This is a genomic window from Psychroserpens ponticola (assembly GCF_023556315.2).
Classification (GTDB): domain Bacteria; phylum Bacteroidota; class Bacteroidia; order Flavobacteriales; family Flavobacteriaceae; genus Psychroserpens; species Psychroserpens ponticola.
The window spans coordinates 3,234,648-3,251,474 of the sequence record NZ_CP116221.1; the positions used below are offsets into that span (position 1 = coordinate 3,234,648).

The 16,827-nt window shown below is 31.8% G+C and carries 15 protein-coding genes; 7 read left to right on the forward strand and 8 right to left on the reverse strand.

All coding sequences use genetic code 11. The features are described 5' to 3' along the window. Positions 1-59 precede the first annotated feature (59 nt). Positions 60-1,058 carry a glycoside hydrolase family 113 gene (locus tag MUN68_RS14280; protein ID WP_249993723.1) on the reverse strand — a complete coding sequence of 333 codons (999 nt, stop codon included), beginning with the start codon at positions 1,056-1,058 and terminating at the stop codon, positions 60-62. 103 nt (positions 1,059-1,161) lie between these two features. Further along, positions 1,162-1,872 (reverse strand): DUF547 domain-containing protein, encoded by a 711-nt coding sequence (locus MUN68_RS14285; RefSeq protein WP_249993718.1) that lies wholly within the window; start codon positions 1,870-1,872, stop codon positions 1,162-1,164. A 195-nt stretch (positions 1,873-2,067) separates the two neighbouring features. Between MUN68_RS14285 and MUN68_RS14290 the strand changes: the two genes are divergently transcribed. From MUN68_RS14290 to MUN68_RS14310, 5 genes are read left to right on the forward strand one after another with little or no spacing between them, the layout of a single operon-like run. Next, on the forward strand, positions 2,068-3,372 hold the full coding sequence (locus MUN68_RS14290; protein WP_249993713.1) for an NAD(P)/FAD-dependent oxidoreductase: 1,305 nt from the start codon (positions 2,068-2,070) through the stop codon (positions 3,370-3,372). Positions 3,373-3,374: 2 nt separating this feature from the next. Continuing rightward, the gene (locus MUN68_RS14295) at positions 3,375-4,964 is read left to right on the forward strand and encodes a 4Fe-4S binding protein (RefSeq protein WP_249993708.1); all 1,590 of its coding nucleotides are present in this window, start codon (positions 3,375-3,377) and stop codon (positions 4,962-4,964) included. Positions 4,965-4,997: 33 nt separating this feature from the next. Next, on the forward strand, positions 4,998-5,687 hold the full coding sequence (locus MUN68_RS14300; protein WP_249993704.1) for a glycosyltransferase family 2 protein: 690 nt from the start codon (positions 4,998-5,000) through the stop codon (positions 5,685-5,687). A 56-nt stretch (positions 5,688-5,743) separates the two neighbouring features. Further along, positions 5,744-7,177: a cellulose synthase family protein gene (locus MUN68_RS14305; protein ID WP_394357646.1), complete on the forward strand. Its 1,434-nt coding sequence runs from the start codon at positions 5,744-5,746 to the stop codon at positions 7,175-7,177. After that, entirely contained in the window at positions 7,177-8,655 is a 1,479-nt protein-coding gene (locus MUN68_RS14310) for a mannosyltransferase (protein ID WP_249993701.1), read from the forward strand. Before MUN68_RS14305 ends, MUN68_RS14310 begins: the two co-directional genes overlap by 1 nt. Before the next feature lie 20 nt (positions 8,656-8,675). On the opposite strand, the gene MUN68_RS14315 is transcribed toward MUN68_RS14310, so the two are convergent. From MUN68_RS14315 to MUN68_RS14335, 5 genes are read right to left on the reverse strand one after another with little or no spacing between them, the layout of a single operon-like run. Next, positions 8,676-8,996, reverse strand: coding sequence for a hypothetical protein (locus MUN68_RS14315; protein ID WP_249993698.1), 321 nt, complete (start codon positions 8,994-8,996; stop codon positions 8,676-8,678). A gap of 45 nt (positions 8,997-9,041) precedes the next feature. Continuing rightward, positions 9,042-10,571 carry a bifunctional GNAT family N-acetyltransferase/carbon-nitrogen hydrolase family protein gene (locus MUN68_RS14320; RefSeq protein WP_249993696.1) on the reverse strand — a complete coding sequence of 510 codons (1,530 nt, stop codon included), beginning with the start codon at positions 10,569-10,571 and terminating at the stop codon, positions 9,042-9,044. Then, on the reverse strand, positions 10,571-11,548 hold the full coding sequence (locus MUN68_RS14325) for a deoxyhypusine synthase family protein (protein WP_249993693.1): 978 nt from the start codon (positions 11,546-11,548) through the stop codon (positions 10,571-10,573). The genes MUN68_RS14320 and MUN68_RS14325 overlap by 1 nt, the downstream gene beginning before the upstream one ends. Then, complete coding sequence (gene speB, locus MUN68_RS14330) at positions 11,535-12,476, reverse strand: agmatinase (RefSeq protein WP_249993689.1); 942 nt, start codon at positions 12,474-12,476, stop codon at positions 11,535-11,537. The genes MUN68_RS14325 and speB overlap by 14 nt, the downstream gene beginning before the upstream one ends. Before the next feature lie 4 nt (positions 12,477-12,480). After that, positions 12,481-13,941, reverse strand: coding sequence for an arginine decarboxylase (locus tag MUN68_RS14335; RefSeq protein ID WP_249993685.1), 1,461 nt, complete (start codon positions 13,939-13,941; stop codon positions 12,481-12,483). Between the two features lie 517 nt (positions 13,942-14,458). On the opposite strand from MUN68_RS14335, the gene MUN68_RS14340 reads away from it, so the two are divergent. Together MUN68_RS14340 and MUN68_RS14345 are read left to right on the forward strand one after the other, a co-directional pair. Further along, the gene (locus MUN68_RS14340) at positions 14,459-14,890 is read left to right on the forward strand and encodes a carboxypeptidase-like regulatory domain-containing protein (RefSeq protein ID WP_249993682.1); all 432 of its coding nucleotides are present in this window, start codon (positions 14,459-14,461) and stop codon (positions 14,888-14,890) included. Positions 14,891-14,910: 20 nt separating this feature from the next. Further along, positions 14,911-15,924 (forward strand): transglutaminase domain-containing protein, encoded by a 1,014-nt coding sequence (locus tag MUN68_RS14345; protein ID WP_249993678.1) that lies wholly within the window; start codon positions 14,911-14,913, stop codon positions 15,922-15,924. A 9-nt stretch (positions 15,925-15,933) separates the two neighbouring features. Here the strand turns inward: MUN68_RS14345 and MUN68_RS14350 are convergent, their stop codons facing one another. After that, positions 15,934-16,818 carry a pseudouridine synthase gene (locus MUN68_RS14350; RefSeq protein ID WP_249993675.1) on the reverse strand — a complete coding sequence of 295 codons (885 nt, stop codon included), beginning with the start codon at positions 16,816-16,818 and terminating at the stop codon, positions 15,934-15,936. Positions 16,819-16,827 lie beyond the last annotated feature (9 nt).

Consider the following 16,827-nt stretch of genomic DNA (forward strand, 5'->3'; position numbering starts at 1 on the left):
TTGATATAAACTTTTGTCGGTCACAAGTACATTCCTTACTATTTCATAAACAATTTATTTTATTCAGATTTATAAAAGGATTGAATGACTATTTCTACGGGTTTATTTTGAGGGGTAAACTGATTATCTTTTTCTCCTCCAACTTTATCATGATTATGAAACCATTTCCAAATAAAACCTCCAGCAAACCAATCTTCATTCCAAAATTCTTCAAAAAGTGCTTGTGTAGCATTAGACTGACCTTCAAAATTTAATGTTTCAATGGTATGATCACTTTCCCAAGGTTCTTTTCCTGTAAAATCCATACTACGATAGCCATATTCGGTAAAAAGAATTGGTTTATTATGAGTTTCAGAAAGTGATTTAATCATCTGTTTATGTTTTTGCCAGCCAGCTTTACAGTCTTCAATTGTTGGTGTTTGTTTTTCACTCACAGGAAAATAAGCATCTACTCCTATATAATCAACTTCACTCCAAAAAGGTGTGCGCTTAAATTCATCCCAATTAGCAGCATAAGTTAGTTTTCCTTTATAAATAGCTCTAATCTTTTTGATTAAACTATGCCAATACTCAGGACGTTCATTGACAAAATTTTCTAATTCTGTACCAATACAAAAGATGTCAGCTTTAGTTTCTTGTGCGAGTTCTACGTATTCAAGAATAAATTTAGAATATGTTGCTTCTAGAGTTTTCCAGTTGTCTTCAGAAGACATTTTTATATTGCCAGTAAATTCACCATGCCAAACCCAAATTTGAGGTTTGATCATGATCTTAATATTCTTTTTTTCTAATTCCTTAATGTATTGTTTTGCACCAGCTTTAGTTTCTCCAAACCATTGTTTATTTGTATTATGAATAATCTCAGGATAATTCAAATTTCGCATAAACCCAAATGGCATAATTGCAGTATAATTAGCACCAACTTCAATCACAGGTTTTGTATGCAAATCTGTAATTGCTTCAGGAGACGCAACAAAACTAAGTCCGTTGACTTTTTCTTTTTGAGCTGCACAAGAACTTACTATAAAAGCTAAAAACAAGATTCTAAAAATGGTCATGAATTATAAATTAGACTCCTAATTTACAGATAAAGACTAGAATAGTGCTCTTAAACCAATGTTAAATATTCATCGAAAACCTACAAAACCATACTTACTACTATTATTGTTTGTTTAGATTCCAGTTATATGAATAATATGACACTATAGCGTTTGAATCAATTTTATTTGCTCTAAATCTGTTGATATAATCAATTTCATTTCCGCTTTTCACGAAGTCTTCTTTATACCATTTAAAAATCTCAGAAAGTTGAAGCTCATTATTAGAATATTTTATGAAACTTGCATTATTAAGTGCAATTTCAGCCTGTTCTTGTAATTGCGACTCTAAACTATTTGGAAAATAAGCCGAATCAATTAAAGGAGGACAACCAAGAGCTCCACAAACAAGCACAAAATGAAAACGTGCATCATTAAAATGAGCTCGCAACTTTACATTTTCGATATCATTGAGTGTTATTAATTCTCCAGCAATTTGATAGGTTATTTTATCAAAAAAACCAGATGAGTCTAGTGGAGATTTTAATGGATAATTATCAATAATTCCTTTTATTACTGAAATATTATACGCATTAATATAAAAAGCCTGATAGGTTTTAGTGTCATTTTTTGATACTGAAATATTTTCAGCGAAACTGACTAATTGATTTAACAACTCTGGATTTGCAACAATTTTTGAGTAGGCAACCTTTCCATTTGAAACATTTGATTTAAAAAAATCGTCTGCTAATTTAAAAAAAACTGAAGTATTTTGTGAAAAACTACTGCTTATTCCAAATAACATTGCAAACACAAAGAGTTTGTACCTTTTCATAAGTCCTTGAATTAAAAATATACATTTAGTAAGTCGTTGAAAACATGTTTACTTACAGGATATTTAAAAAAATTCACGTCTGCTTAAAACATAAAACCTTACAGAAGATCTATAATTTAAAACTGATATAAATTAGATAACACAATTAAGTTCTTATCTTTAGTTTCGACTGAATCGTCATAACAACCAAACTTTATGGAACACATTGTAATTATTGGAAATGGAATTTCTGGAGTCACATTAGCTAGACATATCAGAAAGCTTTCAGACAAAAAAATCACAATCATTTCGGCAGAAACTGATTATTTCTTTTCACGTACTGCGCTTATGTATGTGTATATGGGACATATGAAATTTGAACACACGCAACCTTATGAAAATTGGTTCTGGAAGAAGAATAGAATCGAATTACTCAATGCGTATGTTGAAGCGATAAATACAGACAACAAATCCCTAAAACTCGCAAATGGTTCAAATCTTAAGTATGATAAATTAATTATTGCCACTGGAAGTAAACCAAACAAATTTGGATGGCCTGGTCAAGACCTTAAAGGTGTAATGGGAATGTATCACAAACAGGATTTAGAAAATTTAGAATCTCTAGCACCTAACAAAGAAGCTTGCAATCGTGCAGTAATAGTTGGTGGTGGACTTATTGGCATTGAACTTGCCGAAATGTTGAATTCAAGAAGTATTCCTGTAACATTCTTAGTACGTGAATCTAGTTTTTGGAATGGTGTTTTGCCTCAAGGTGAAAGTGAAATGATTAATAGACACATCAAAAATCACCATATCGATTTACGTTTGTCTACAAACTTAAAGGAAATAAAATCTGATAACAACGGAAACGTAAAATCAGTCATCATTGAAGAAACAGGAGAAGAAATAAATTGTAATGTTGTTGGATTAACAGCTGGTGTTTCTCCAAATATTGAATTTATAAAATCTTCAAAAATTGAAACTGGAAGAGGTGTAAAAGTCAACCGTTTTCTAGAAACAAATATTCCTGATGTGTATGCTATTGGAGATTGTGCAGAGCAACATGAAGCCATTGGAAACCGAAGACCTATTGAAGCCGTTTGGTATACAGGTCGCATGATGGGAGAAACTTTAGCACAAACTATTTGTGGCAATCGAATGGAATACAAACCTGGACATTGGTTTAATTCTGCTAAATTTTTAGATATAGAATACCAAACCTATGGATGGGTTTTTGGAAAAAAGGGAAGACCAGATTATGAACAACATTTCCATTGGAAACACAAAGATGACACTAAATGTATCACAGTTGCTTTTAATAAAAACACCAATGACTTTTTAGGAATCAACACCTTCGGAATTCGTATGCGCCATGAAACATTTGATACATGGCTAACAGAAAAACGAGATGTTGATTTTGTGATGAATCATCTTTCTGAAGCAAATTTCGATCCTGAATTTTATAACCATTATGAAGCTGAAATCTTATCTGCATACAACAAACAACTACAAACTACATAACCATGAGTAATAAAATTAATCATAGTATGTCTTTAGCAAAACCAGATGCTTTAGATATTACTACTAAACAAAAAATCGCTTTAGCTATCGGAATTGTAGGTTTGTTAATTTTTGTCTTAGCACTGTTTAACACAAATTTTCCTAATCAAGGCGTGTTTTTAACATTAGCATTAGGAATGATATCTCTAGGGATAATAGTTTATTCGAGAGAAGCGTATTTAACTAAATTAGAAGGCATTAAAAATGATGGCGTTTGGTTCAAATCCATTTCATCTCGCGGAATTTGGGGTTGGCTTGTTGGCATTATCCTCACCTCCTTTTATATTGTGCTTTATTTTTTTCCACAATATTTAGGCTTAGGAGCTGATGGAGCGGTCAATACTGGACTAATAAGTTTATTTGATCCACTAAGTCAACTTTTAAGCGGACGAAATGCGAGTCAGTGGTTTGTATACGGAACGCTTTACACCATTGCTATTTTGGCATTTGGTTATAAATTCATTCTTAAATACAGACACAATCGATACCAACAAATTCGAACCGTTTCAGTGATGTTTTTTCAATTGGGTTTTGCCTTTTTAATTCCTGAATTTATGTATGTCATGAATAATGATTTACCGTACTACGATTTAAAAAGTGTTTGGCCTCTTAACTATTATATTTTTGATGAATGGTCGGTAAAAGGATTCTTATCTAATGGAAATATTGGATTAGCACTAATCTTATTTGGTATTATTTCAATCTTTGTCATTACTCCTATTTTAACTTATAAATATGGAAAACGGTGGTATTGCTCTTGGGTTTGTGGTTGTGGTGGATTAGCAGAAACTGCAGGAGATTCTTTCAGACAATTATCATCAAAAAAAATGTCAGCATGGAAATTAGAACGTTGGTTAATTCATCTCGTTTTAGTCTTCTCTGTAGTTATGACGACAGCAATGATTTATACCTATTTGGGCTATGACAGTAATAATTTTTGGTTAACAAAAGGCGTGTTCATTAGTTTGGTCATTGGATTCCTGATAATTGTATTTACTGGAGTCATGATTTTTAAAAGACATGAATTAGGAAAAGATGCAAAATATGGAGCTATTGGCTTATTTGTCGTCATTGCATTATTAGTTATCATGCATTTTACTGGTACTACAGATCATGTTTTCTATGCAAAAGCTGGAACCTTACGTTCTGCTTACGGAATTTATATAGGCTCAATATTTTCAGGAGTTATTGGAACCGGTTTTTATCCAATTCTCGGTAGTCGATCTTGGTGTCGTTTTGGTTGTCCAATGGCAGCAATTTTAGGCTTTCAACAGCGTTTATTTTCAAAATTTAGAATTACTACAAATGGTGGGCAATGTATTTCTTGCGGAAACTGCTCAAACAGTTGTGAAATGGGAATTGATGTACGTCACTATGCTCAAAAAGGCGAAAATATTGTCCGCTCAAGTTGTGTTGGCTGTGGAATTTGTTCAGCAGTTTGCCCAAGAGGAGTATTGAAATTAGAAAATGATAGCATGAATGGACGAATTAATCCAACTGAAATCTTATTAGGAAATGATGTGGATTTAATGGATTTAGTCAATCAGAAATAAGATATTGTATTTTTGCACTTTCAAACCAACTAAATGTCCATAATAAAAGTTATCATTCCTGCATATAACGAAGCAGATTCTATAGCACATGTCATAAAAGACATTCCAGATATTGTAAATGAAATTATTGTAGTGAGCAATAACTCAAATGATGATACAGTTATAAATGCTCAAAATGCTGGAGCAACTGTTCTTACTGAAACTAATAAAGGTTATGGTTATGCATGTTTAAAAGGAATGGAATACATTTCAAAACAAGATATAAAACCAGAGATAGTTGTTTTTTTAGATGGTGATTATAGTGATTACCCTGAAGAGTTGTCAAAAATCGTAGCTCCAATTTTAAATGACAATATCGATTTTGTAATTGGTGCTAGAGTCAATCGATTAAGAGAAAACGGATCGATGACAATGCCTCAGATATTTGGAAATTGGCTTGCTACCTCGTTAATGTCTCTATTTTTTAAAGCAAAATTTACAGATTTAGGACCATTTAGAGCTATAAAATATGAACAGCTTCTCAACTTAAAAATGGAAGATAAAACGTATGGTTGGACAGTTGAAATGCAGTTAAAAGTTTTAAAACAAAAACTAAGTTATGTTGAAATCCCTGTAAACTATAGAAATAGAATAGGCATCTCAAAAGTTTCAGGTACCGTAAAAGGTGCTATATTTGCAGGCGTTAAAATCTTAGCATGGATTTTTAAATATAGCTTTAAGTGATCTACCTTCAATATATCATAATTGTAATTTATACTATAGCCATAGTACTTATTTTCATGTATTCTTTGGCTCAACTCAACCTGCTATTCAACTATCTATCTTCAAAAAAAGCTAATAAATATTGTGATACTTTTGATTTATCAAAATTGGAAGAAGTGCCTTTTGTGACTATACAACTACCTGTCTATAATGAAATGTATGTTATGGATCGTTTGTTAGATAACATTGCACTTATTGATTATCCAAAAGATAAATTAGAAATTCAAGTATTAGATGATTCGACAGATGAGACCATTGAAACAACTAAACAACATATTGAAGAAATTAAAGCGACAGGTCTTGACATAAAACACATCATCAGAACTGATAGGTCTGGTTTTAAAGCAGGCGCATTAAAAGAAGGCTTAAAAATTGCCAAAGGTGAATTTATTGCCATTTTTGATGCCGATTTTCTGCCGAAACCCAATTGGTTAAAACGAACCATTCCTTATTTTAAAGATGATCAAATTGGTGTTGTACAAACACGTTGGAGCCATATTAATCGCAATTATTCTATACTTACAAAAATTCAAGCTTTTGCTTTAGACGCACATTTTACACTAGAGCAAGTTGGACGAAATAGCAAAGGGCATTTCATCAATTTTAATGGTACTGCTGGTGTTTGGAGAAAAGATTGCATCATTGATTCTGGAAACTGGGAAGGAGACACCTTAACTGAAGATTTAGATTTAAGCTATAGAGCACAACTAAAAAATTGGAAATTTAAATATCTAGAAGACGTAGAAACTCCTGCAGAATTACCTGTAGTGATTAGTGCAGCACGTTCGCAACAATTTCGTTGGAATAAAGGTGGAGCAGAAAATTTTAGAAAAATGTTTAAACGTGTTGTAAATTCTAAAAACATTTCTGTTAAAACTAAAACTCATGGGCTGTTACATTTATTAAACAGTACAATGTTTTTAAACATATTTATTGTTGCGGTGTTAAGCATACCAATGCTGTATATCAAAAATGAATACTCACACTTACGTTTTTACTTTTACTTTATGAGTTTCTTCGTGATGAGTACTGTAATTTTCTTTATTTGTTATTGGTTCATGTATAAACAAATTTATGGTAGTGGTTTTAAAAAATTCTTTAGCTATGTAGGAATGTTTTTTACATTTTTCTCAATAGCTATGGGCTTTTCTCTACATAACTCCATTGCTGTTATAGAAGGACACATCGGAAAACGTAGTGAATTTGTTCGTACACCAAAGTTTAATATTAGCACTATAAAAGATTCTTGGAAAGGCAACAAATATCTCAGAAAAAAATTATCTCCTCATGTCATTTTAGAAGGCATCCTCATGCTCTATTTTGCATTTGGATTATACAGCGCTTTTGTTGTTGGAGATCAAGGTGGTGATTTCGGTTTATTTCCTTTTCATTTGATGCTATTTTTAGGTTTTGGTTATGTTTTCTTCAAATCAATATCCTCTAAGATGTAATGCAGTTCTGGAAATTTAATAAAATTCCTTTGCTGCTCACCTGTGTTAGCTTATTTTTCTATTGGCTTTTTGCTTATGATTTAATTCGTACAGATTATACAAAACTTATTGTGTTGTATAGTTTACTTTGGTTGGTGTTCATTTTACTTTTAAAATACACTAAAGACAATATTCGATTTTTAACAGCCATTGCATTTATATGTAGAGCTGTATTTATTCTAGCAATTCCGAATTTATCACAAGACTTTTATCGCTTTATTTGGGACGGACGAATGCTTCTAGAAGGTTTCAATCCATATTTATACACACCAGAATCATTTATACAAACCCAAGAATTTCCAGTTGCTCAAGCTGAAGAATTATATACAGGAATGGGACAATTAAATGGTAGTCATTTTACAAATTATCCTCCAATAAATCAATTGAGTTTTTTAATTACTGGATTATTTTCCGGACACAGCATTTTAGGTTCAGCAATAGTATTACGACTATTAATTATCGCTGCAGATTTAGGAACACTAGTCTTCGGAAAGCGACTGCTTAAAAAATTAAATATTCCTACAAAAAATATCTTTTGGTATATTCTAAACCCGTTTATTATTATTGAATTGACTGGAAATTTACATTTTGAAGGTGTAATGATTTTCTTTTTGGTTTGGAGTTTGTACCTCTTACATTCTGGGAAATGGAAATGGGCAGCCGTTGTTTTTGCTTTATCTATTTCTGTAAAATTAATTCCATTATTGTTTTTGCCTTTGCTTATTTTGTGGTTTAAAAAACCTTCAGTCATTTCGAGCGAAGTCGAGAAATCTTTTGATAACAAAAACGAACTAGATAATAGACCTCTCGACTGCGCTCGAGGTGACAAATCGATGTCAGGTCGAGCGCAGTCAAGACCTTTTGAAACATTAAAACTATTGATTTTTAATGCTATTATTGGCATTACAACTTTAATCTTATTTGCTCCTTTTTACAATTCAGAATTTTTAAATAACTATGCGCAAACTGTTGCGCTTTGGTTTCAGAATTTCGAATTTAATGCAAGCATTTATTATGTCGTACGTGAAATTGGATATTGGATTACAGGCTATAACGAAATTGCAATTATTGGAAAAACACTTCCTGTTCTAGTTTTTCTATTTGTTTTAGGCTTGTCATTTTACACCAGGCGAATCTGTACCAAAACACTGATTACAAATATGCTTCTTGCGTTTTCCTTTTATTTGTTTTTAAGCACAACAATTCATCCTTGGTATATTGCAACACTATTAATTTTAAGTGTATTTACTAATTACAAATTTCCGTTGGTTTGGAGTTTTGTAATTATACTCAGTTATTTGGCATATATCAACCTCAACAAAGCCGATAAATCTGAAAACCTTTGGATTATAGCTATTGAATATTTCGTTGTGTATTCGGTTCTAATTTGGGACATAATAAAAAACAGATCAAATAAAAAAGTCAACCCAGAGAGTTGACCTAATTTTATGTATTGACACTAATCTTCATCGTCATCATCAGCAACTAAATCTGGGTCTTGAACTGCATCTGGATCATCGTCTTCAAAATCTTCATAATCCTCTTCATCATAATTCTCCATTGTAGCTTCTAACTTTGTACTTACCTTGACTAAATACTTAGTATCTTCAGTAGTTACTTCAACGGCCTCTATCGTGTCATTATTAGCATTTTTAAATGATATGACATGATCATCATCATAACCATGAGGATATTTCTCTACTAATAAAGCTAGTATTTCAGGAGTTAATTTCTTAAAATCAACGATAACTCGTTTTAAATTTGCGTCTTTGTGTTTCATTTTTTTAATATAATAATTGGAGCTAATTTAGTCTAAAGATAGTATTTATTTTTCTACACGTATAACGTTATACACATCTTTTCTTCTATCTTTTAAATTTTTCACTGCACCAAAAGAATGTAATTCTCTCAGCAAACTCAAATCAACATCTGCAACCAATATCATTTCTGTATTTGTAGTCGCTTCTGCTTTAATACCATTACTTGGGAATGAAAAATCGCAAGGTGTAAATACCGCAGACTGTGCATATTGAATATCCATATTATTCACATTAGGTAAATTACCCACACTTCCTGCAATAGCAACATAACATTCATTTTCAATAGCTCTCGCTTGAGCACACAAGCGTACTCGAGAGTAGCCATTTTGTGTATCTGTTAAAAATGGAACAAATAAAATATCCATGCCTTCATCAGATAATAATCTAGAAAGTTCTGGGAATTCAGAATCATAACAAATTAGGATTCCTATTTTACCAGCATCTGTTTCAAAAGTTTGTAATTTATGACCTCTTTGCATTCCCCAAACTTTAGCTTCATCAGGAGTAACATGGATTTTTTCATAACGTTCTAAACTTCCATCTCTACGACATAAATAGCCAATATTAAATAACTTATCTTCAATTAACTCTGGCATGCTTCCAGTGATAATATTAATATTATATGAAATAGATAATTGCTGCATTTTTTCAACAATAATAGTCGTATATTTTGCCAATTCCCTAATTGCATCTGGCTCGTGCATATGATTATACTTAGCCATTAGAGGTGCATTGAAAAACTCAGGAAACAGTGCGAAATCTGAACGATAAGCAGCAACACTATCAACAAAATATTCAACTTGCTGCATCAATTCATCCAAACCATTATAAGTTCGCATTTGCCACTGAATTAAGCCCAATCGAACCACAGTTTTTACAGTACTCGCCTTTTTACTTTTTTTAGTGTAATAAATATTATCCCATTCCATCAAAACTGCATATTCATTGGATGCCGTATCACCTTCTAAGTAGCCTTTTAAAACGCGAACTGGATGAAAATCATTTGAAATCTGAAAGTTTAAAACGGGATCATGAATTTCCTTTCGTTTTACTTTTTCAATATATTCTTTTGGTGTTAATTCTTTATTTTTATGATAGTTAGGCATTCTTCCGCCAAAGACAATTCCTTTCAAATTCAAGTTTTCACAAACCTCTTTTCTATAATCATATAAACGCCTTCCTAAACGTAAACCTCTATATTCAGGTTTAATAAAGACGTCTATTCCGTAGAGTACATCACCAGCAGGATCATGATTTTTAAACGAATCACCTGTAATAATATCTGCATAGGTATGATTATCGTCAATATTATCATAATCAACAATCAGTGATAAAGCACAGCCTGCAATATTACCATCAATTTTGATGACGACTTGCCCTTCAGGAAACATCGTAGTCAACTTTTCTATGTGGTGTTTTTTCCAATAAGAATCTAAAACACCTCCATAAGATTCTAGGGTTGCTGATTTTAATTCCTCAAAATCATCAACCGTTAGATACTTTAATTCTATATTTTCAATTTTATGATCTTCCATTACATATCAAGGAGATAAGCAAAAATTAAAGGCGCAACTATTGTTGCATCACTTTCTATTATGAATTTTGGTGTATTAATATCTAATTTTCCCCAAGTAATTTTTTCGTTTGGTACAGCTCCAGAATACGATCCGTAACTTGTTGTCGAATCACTTATCTGACAAAAATAACTCCAAAATGGTGTTTCTGGACGTTCCATGTCTTGATACAACATTGGCACAACACAAATTGGAAAATCACCTGCAATTCCTCCACCAATTTGAAAAAAACCAATACCTTTTTGCGAATTATCTGTGTACCAATCAGCTAAAAAGGTCATATATTCAATTCCAGATTTCATGGTACTCGCTTTCAATTCGCCTTTAAGCACATAGCTCGCAAAAATATTCCCCATTGTACTATCTTCCCAACCTGGACAAACGATTGGCAGATTTTTTTTAGCTGCTGCATACATCCAAGAATCTTTTAAATCAATTTCATAGTGTTCTTCTAATACACCAGATAATAATAATTTGTACATATACTCATGAGGTAAATAGCGCTCGTCTTTTGCTTCAGCATCCTTCCATATTTTTACAATATGTTCTTGTATTCTTCTAAAAGCTTCTTCTTCTGGAATACAAGTATCTGTAACTCGATTCAACCCTTTTTCTAACAAATCCCATTCATCTTGAGGCGTTAAATCACGATAATTAGGCACGCGCTTATAATGCGTATGCGCAACTAAATTCATGATATCTTCTTCAAGGTTTGCTCCTGTACAAGACACGATATGTACTTTATCTTGACGAATCATTTCAGCAAAAATCTTCCCTAATTCTGCAGTACTCATAGCTCCTGCTAATGACACTAACATTTTTGCTCCAGAATTTAACTGACCTTCATACCCTTTTGCTGCATCAACCAAAGCAGCTGCATTAAAGTGTAAATAATACTTTTCAATAAACTGTGAAATTGCTCCTTTAGTTATTTTCATCATCATTAAATTTAGAAACCTTGTTAGATTTATCGTTATATTCATTAAAATTACTATCGAAATCGTCATCTACATCTTCGTTCAAAAACTTATAACTAAGCATTTTGTAATACAGTTTTGCTGCAAGAAAGTCTGAAGATTTCTCATCCGGATTTGGACATAATTCAACAATATCAAATCCAATAACATTTTTTTCCTCAAACACTTGGCGCAAAAAGTCTAATGTTTCGTACCATAACAATCCACCAGGTTCTGGCGTTCCAGTTGAAGGCATAATAGAAGGATCGAAAGCATCTAAATCTATAGTGATATAAACGTTTTCTGTCATTTGATCTATAGCAGAATCCATCCAACTGTCATCTTCTGCCATCTCGTGAGCAAAATAGGTTTTATCTTGATCCATCACAGTGGTTTCAATAACATCCATGCTACGAATACCAACTTGAATTAGATTTGTCGTTTGACTTGCTTCATATAAAGCACAAGCGTGATTACACTTACTACCTTGATATGTTTGACGTAAATCGGCATGTGCATCTAATTGTAAAACAGTTATGTTATCAAAACATTCGTTAAACGCTCTAATGGTTCCAATAGAAACGGAATGTTCGCCTCCAAAAGTGGTCACAAACTTATTCTTTTTGATATATGATTTTACGGTTTGATGAACAGCATCAACCATAAGCTCTGGCGATATATTTTCTGTAACAGGATCTGCTAAAAAAACACCTTGCTTATACACTTCGGTTTTTGTTTCAATATCATAAAGCTCCATGTTTTCAGAGGCATTTAAAAATGCTTCTGGCCCATTATCTGCTCCCTTTTGCCAAGTACTTGTGCCATCATAAGGCACTGGAATTAAAACAATTTTAGAACTTTCTAATTTAGAATATTGGTCTTCTATTCCTGCGTAAGTTTTAGTATTCATTAATTTAGTTATTGAGTATTTCAGTTAATTCTGACGCTTCTTTTGTGCTATCAGAATTAGGTTGTGTTGCTTGGTTGTACCCTAAAATTTTAAGTAAGTCTTCACTTTTTTGTTGCTCACTAAATAGTGTTGTAGTGATATTTCCTTCAGCATTTTTATCAATTAAAATATGCTTTGGCGAAGGAATTAAACAGTGTTGCAAACCACCGAATCCTCCAATAGTTTCTTGGTAAGCTCCTGTATTAAAAAAGCCTATGTACAATGGTTTTTCTTTATTATACTTAGGAAGATAAATGGCATTTATATGTTGTTCACTATTATAATAATCGTCACTATCACAAGTTAATCCACCTAAAAGCACACGTTCATAACTATCATTCCAACGGTTAATTGGCAACATAATGAAACGTTTATTAATTGCCCAAGTATCTGGTAATGTTGTGATAAATGAGGAATTAATCATGTTCCATTTTTCACGATCGTTTTGTTGCTTTTGGTATAATATTTCATAGATTGCTCCTCCACTTTCACCTACAGTAAAACTTCCAAACTCGGTAAATATATTTGGCACATCTACGTCTTCTTCTTCACAAACCAATTTAATTTGGTTCACAATTTCATCTACCATATAAGTGTAATCAAAATCGAAAACCAGTGAATTCTTAATTGGAAATCCACCTCCAATATTTAAACTATCTAATGATGGACAAATTTTCTTCAAGCTAGTGTAAACTTTCAAACATTTAGCTAATTCGTTCCAGTAATAGGCATTATCACGAATACCCGTATTTATAAAAAAGTGAAGCATTTTAAGCTCTACCTTTTCATTGTTTTGAATTTGATTCTTATAAAACGGAACAATATTCTTGTATCCAATTCCTAATCGAGATGTATAGAATTCAAATTTTGGGTCTTCTTCGGAAGCAATACGAATTCCAACATTAAATTTCCCTTTAACTTCGGCAGAAAGCAAGTCAATTTCCTCATAGTTATCTATTATAGGAATCGCATTTTTATGTCCATTATTAATTAATCTCGCAATATTAGTCACATACTGAGCACGTTTAAATCCGTTACTAATTACAAACGTTTGGTCAGTGATTTTACCTTCAGCTTTTAAACGTTCTACAATATCTATATCAAATGCCGAAGACGTTTCAATATGAATATCATTTTTTAAAGCCTCATCTAAAACATGCTTAAAATGAGAGCTTTTTGTACAATAGCAATAATTATATTTTCCTTTATAATTATTCTTTTTTATAGCATCTGCAAACCATTGCTTAGCACGATTGATATTGTTTGAAATCTGAGGTAAATAAGTGAATTTTAGAGGTGCTCCATATTGTTCAACCAATTGCATTAGATTGACATCATGAAATTCTAAAGTTTTATTCTCAAGTTTAAATTCTGGTTGTGGAAAATCAAAAGTTTGATTCACCAAGTCTATATATTTTGTATTCATTATAATTTTAAAAAAAGTTAAATGTAAATTGTGATGGCTAACTTGATGTTAAGCCAACAATAATTGAATATCAAATAATGTTGCATAAACATTTTGACATCAAAACTTTAAATAGAATTATAAATCAAACCTGAATTTGAGGATGAGTCGTAGGAATAAATCCAAACAAATGTTGGCTCATTAAAATGTAGTATGCGGAAGTTAGCTCTAAAATTCGGTTACTTAATCTATAAGCAGCTTTTGAATATGACTTCCTAATGTTCAAAAACCCGAACGTAAAAACACGTCTCAAATTGTTCAGCTAAAATGCGAAGCAAATGTAATTTATTTTTTGACACGCAAAACATTTTTATATTTTTTTTGAAAAAAAGTTAAAAATCTTATTTTATTACAATTTCAATGTATCTTAGACTCATTGAAAAGAGGGTTTCACTAAGTGGAGCAATTAGTTAACTAAAAGTCTGTTGATATCAATTAACACATAATGTAGATTTGATTCAAACAAAATTATGAAAAGATGAAAACACACGTAATTCTTACACAAAAACGAGAAAACATAATAAGTTATAGAATGATTCAGCACCTATTAGTTGGAATCTTTATGATTGCATCTGTAGCTTTCAGTTCAATATATGCACAAGCAACATCAAATGCAGAAATTAGTGTAAAAGGAATGGTTAGCGATGAATATGGACCATTAACAGGTGTAAATATTGCTCTTCTTGGAAGCAATGATGGAGCTATTACAGATACTGATGGTACTTTTATTTTCCCAAAATCGCTTCAACCAAATGACATTTTAGTCTTTAGCTACCTAGGTTATGAAACACGTAGAATTAAAATTAAAGCAGATACTAACTTTTTAAACATTAAAATGGTCTCTGAAGCCATTGATATTGTTGGTGCCTTAGCTGTTGACAAACCATATAAATCAAAACGGTTGTTTTAAAATAATACAGTCTTGATTTGATGAAAACATTAGGACTTTTATTTAGTATCTTTATTGCTTTACAAGCTAATGCTCAATTGTCTGATTTTGATCATATCGATTTCAAAAAAGCTGATAGCATTGCCTTGGTATACAAAGGCGATGATCTCAAAAATCTACCAGAATTATCACATAATCTAACGTCTAATTTAGATTCAGATGTTGAACGTTTTAGAGCAATTTACATTTGGGTTTGTACAAATGTAGCTAATGATTACGGATTGTATTTAAAGAATAAAAAAAAGCGTGAAAAGTTTGAAGACGATAGTCTTAAACTTGAAGCTTGGAATGAAAGTTTCAAAAAGAAATTATTTAGCAAACTTAGAAAGCGAAAAAAAACGATTTGCTCTGGCTATGCCTATTTAGTTAGCGAACTTTCAAGATTAGCAAATATTAATTGTAGAATGGTTAATGGTTTTGGAAGAACAAGTACAACTTCGATTGATAACTTTAATGCCCCAAACCACTCTTGGAATGCTGTAAAACTAGATAATAAATGGTATTTGAGCGATCCAACTTGGGCAAGTGGAATTGTACATCCTTTTAATTATGGATTTAAATTTAATTATAACAACGGACTCTTTCTTACAAGTCCAGAATTTTTTGCGCTTACACACTATCCTATTGAATCAAAATGGATGTTTTTAGATAATGAAATACCTACGTTTCAATCCTTTTTAGAAAACCCTATTTTGTATGGAAAAGCTTATAAACATTTATCAGCGCATCTAACACCAAATACATTAAACAATACGATTCAAAAAAACGAAACGATAACGTTTAAGTATGAACTCATAGAACCTATTGACAAAGAACAGATTTCGTTTATTATTGATAATGGATATAATACAATTACTACGAAACCAAAATCTGTAGTTATCGATGATTTATCTTTGACTTTAGAATACCAATTTAACAAAACTGGCTATTATGATACCCATTTTTTAATAGGAGAAAATTTGATAGTAACTTACACTTTTAAAGTTGAAGATTAAAATCAAGATTTATAACATCTTCAACGTATTCAACTCTTGTTCTGTTAAATGTTTCCAATGACCACGTGGTAAATCTTTTTTGGTAAGATGACCAATTGAAACGCAATCTACTCGAACAATATCATATTTCAAATAATCAAAAATAGTATGTAGAATAGTATTTCCTGTATTTTTAATCTTAAGTCCAACTTTTGATTTTGGTGCATCTTCGATATAACTAATTTCTTCAACTGGGACTAGTTTACCTTCAATTTTAATACCTTCTTGAATCTTTTTTAGATCCTCAAATTTTAAATTCTTATCTAATTCTATTTCGAATAAGCGTTCCACACCATTTTTAGAATTCGTGAATTTTTTAACAATCACATCATCATTTGTAAACAATAATAATCCTGTAGAATTTCGTCCTAAACGACCAATTGGTTTTATACGTGCAGACGTAGCATTAGCAACCAAATCCATAACCGTTTTCCCTTTACTTTCACTTGTAGTTGTTGCAAATCCTTTAGGCTTATTCAACAATACGTAGGTTTTCTTTTCAGGATTGATACGAGCACCATCAAATTTCACTTCATCATCCAATTTAACCTTATAACCCATTTCGGTTATAACTTTACCATTAACAGTGACACTTCCGACTGAAATATGCATATCTGCATCACGTCTTGAGCAAATTCCTGAATTGGAAATGTATTTATTTAAACGCATCTCATCAGGGTTTGACGACTTAGAAGATTTTGAAGGCAACTGATTTTTCTTAATTGGAGCATTCCCTCTAGAAAAGCTATTACTTTTAGCATTATCGCGTCCTCTACTCGATTTTTTATTGGTAGGTTTACTTGGTCCTCTTCCTGAAGGTTTCCCTTTTCCGCTTGTGCCTTGGTTTCTGCTCATGGTTACTAA

Bases quoted from the DNA above. Each gene is read 5' to 3' on its own strand.
- MUN68_RS14310 (WP_249993701.1), top strand. From the start codon at position 7,177: ATGCAGTTCTGGAAATTTAATAAAATTCCTTTGCTGCTCACCTGTGTT.
- speB (WP_249993689.1), bottom strand. From the start codon at position 12,476: ATGAATACTAAAACTTACGCAGGAATAGAAGACCAATATTCTAAATTA.
- MUN68_RS14290 (WP_249993713.1), top strand. From the start codon at position 2,068: ATGGAACACATTGTAATTATTGGAAATGGAATTTCTGGAGTCACATTA.
- MUN68_RS14280 (WP_249993723.1), bottom strand. From the start codon at position 1,058: ATGACCATTTTTAGAATCTTGTTTTTAGCTTTTATAGTAAGTTCTTGT.
- MUN68_RS14345 (WP_249993678.1), top strand. From the start codon at position 14,911: ATGAAAACATTAGGACTTTTATTTAGTATCTTTATTGCTTTACAAGCT.
- MUN68_RS14335 (WP_249993685.1), bottom strand. From the start codon at position 13,941: ATGAATACAAAATATATAGACTTGGTGAATCAAACTTTTGATTTTCCA.
- MUN68_RS14305 (WP_394357646.1), top strand. From the start codon at position 5,744: ATGTATTCTTTGGCTCAACTCAACCTGCTATTCAACTATCTATCTTCA.
- MUN68_RS14320 (WP_249993696.1), bottom strand. From the start codon at position 10,571: ATGGAAGATCATAAAATTGAAAATATAGAATTAAAGTATCTAACGGTT.
- MUN68_RS14300 (WP_249993704.1), top strand. From the start codon at position 4,998: ATGTCCATAATAAAAGTTATCATTCCTGCATATAACGAAGCAGATTCT.
- MUN68_RS14285 (WP_249993718.1), bottom strand. From the start codon at position 1,872: ATGAAAAGGTACAAACTCTTTGTGTTTGCAATGTTATTTGGAATAAGC.
- MUN68_RS14325 (WP_249993693.1), bottom strand. From the start codon at position 11,548: ATGAAAATAACTAAAGGAGCAATTTCACAGTTTATTGAAAAGTATTAT.
- MUN68_RS14340 (WP_249993682.1), top strand. From the start codon at position 14,459: ATGAAAACACACGTAATTCTTACACAAAAACGAGAAAACATAATAAGT.
- MUN68_RS14350 (WP_249993675.1), bottom strand. From the start codon at position 16,818: ATGAGCAGAAACCAAGGCACAAGCGGAAAAGGGAAACCTTCAGGAAGA.
- MUN68_RS14315 (WP_249993698.1), bottom strand. From the start codon at position 8,996: ATGAAACACAAAGACGCAAATTTAAAACGAGTTATCGTTGATTTTAAG.
- MUN68_RS14295 (WP_249993708.1), top strand. From the start codon at position 3,375: ATGAGTAATAAAATTAATCATAGTATGTCTTTAGCAAAACCAGATGCT.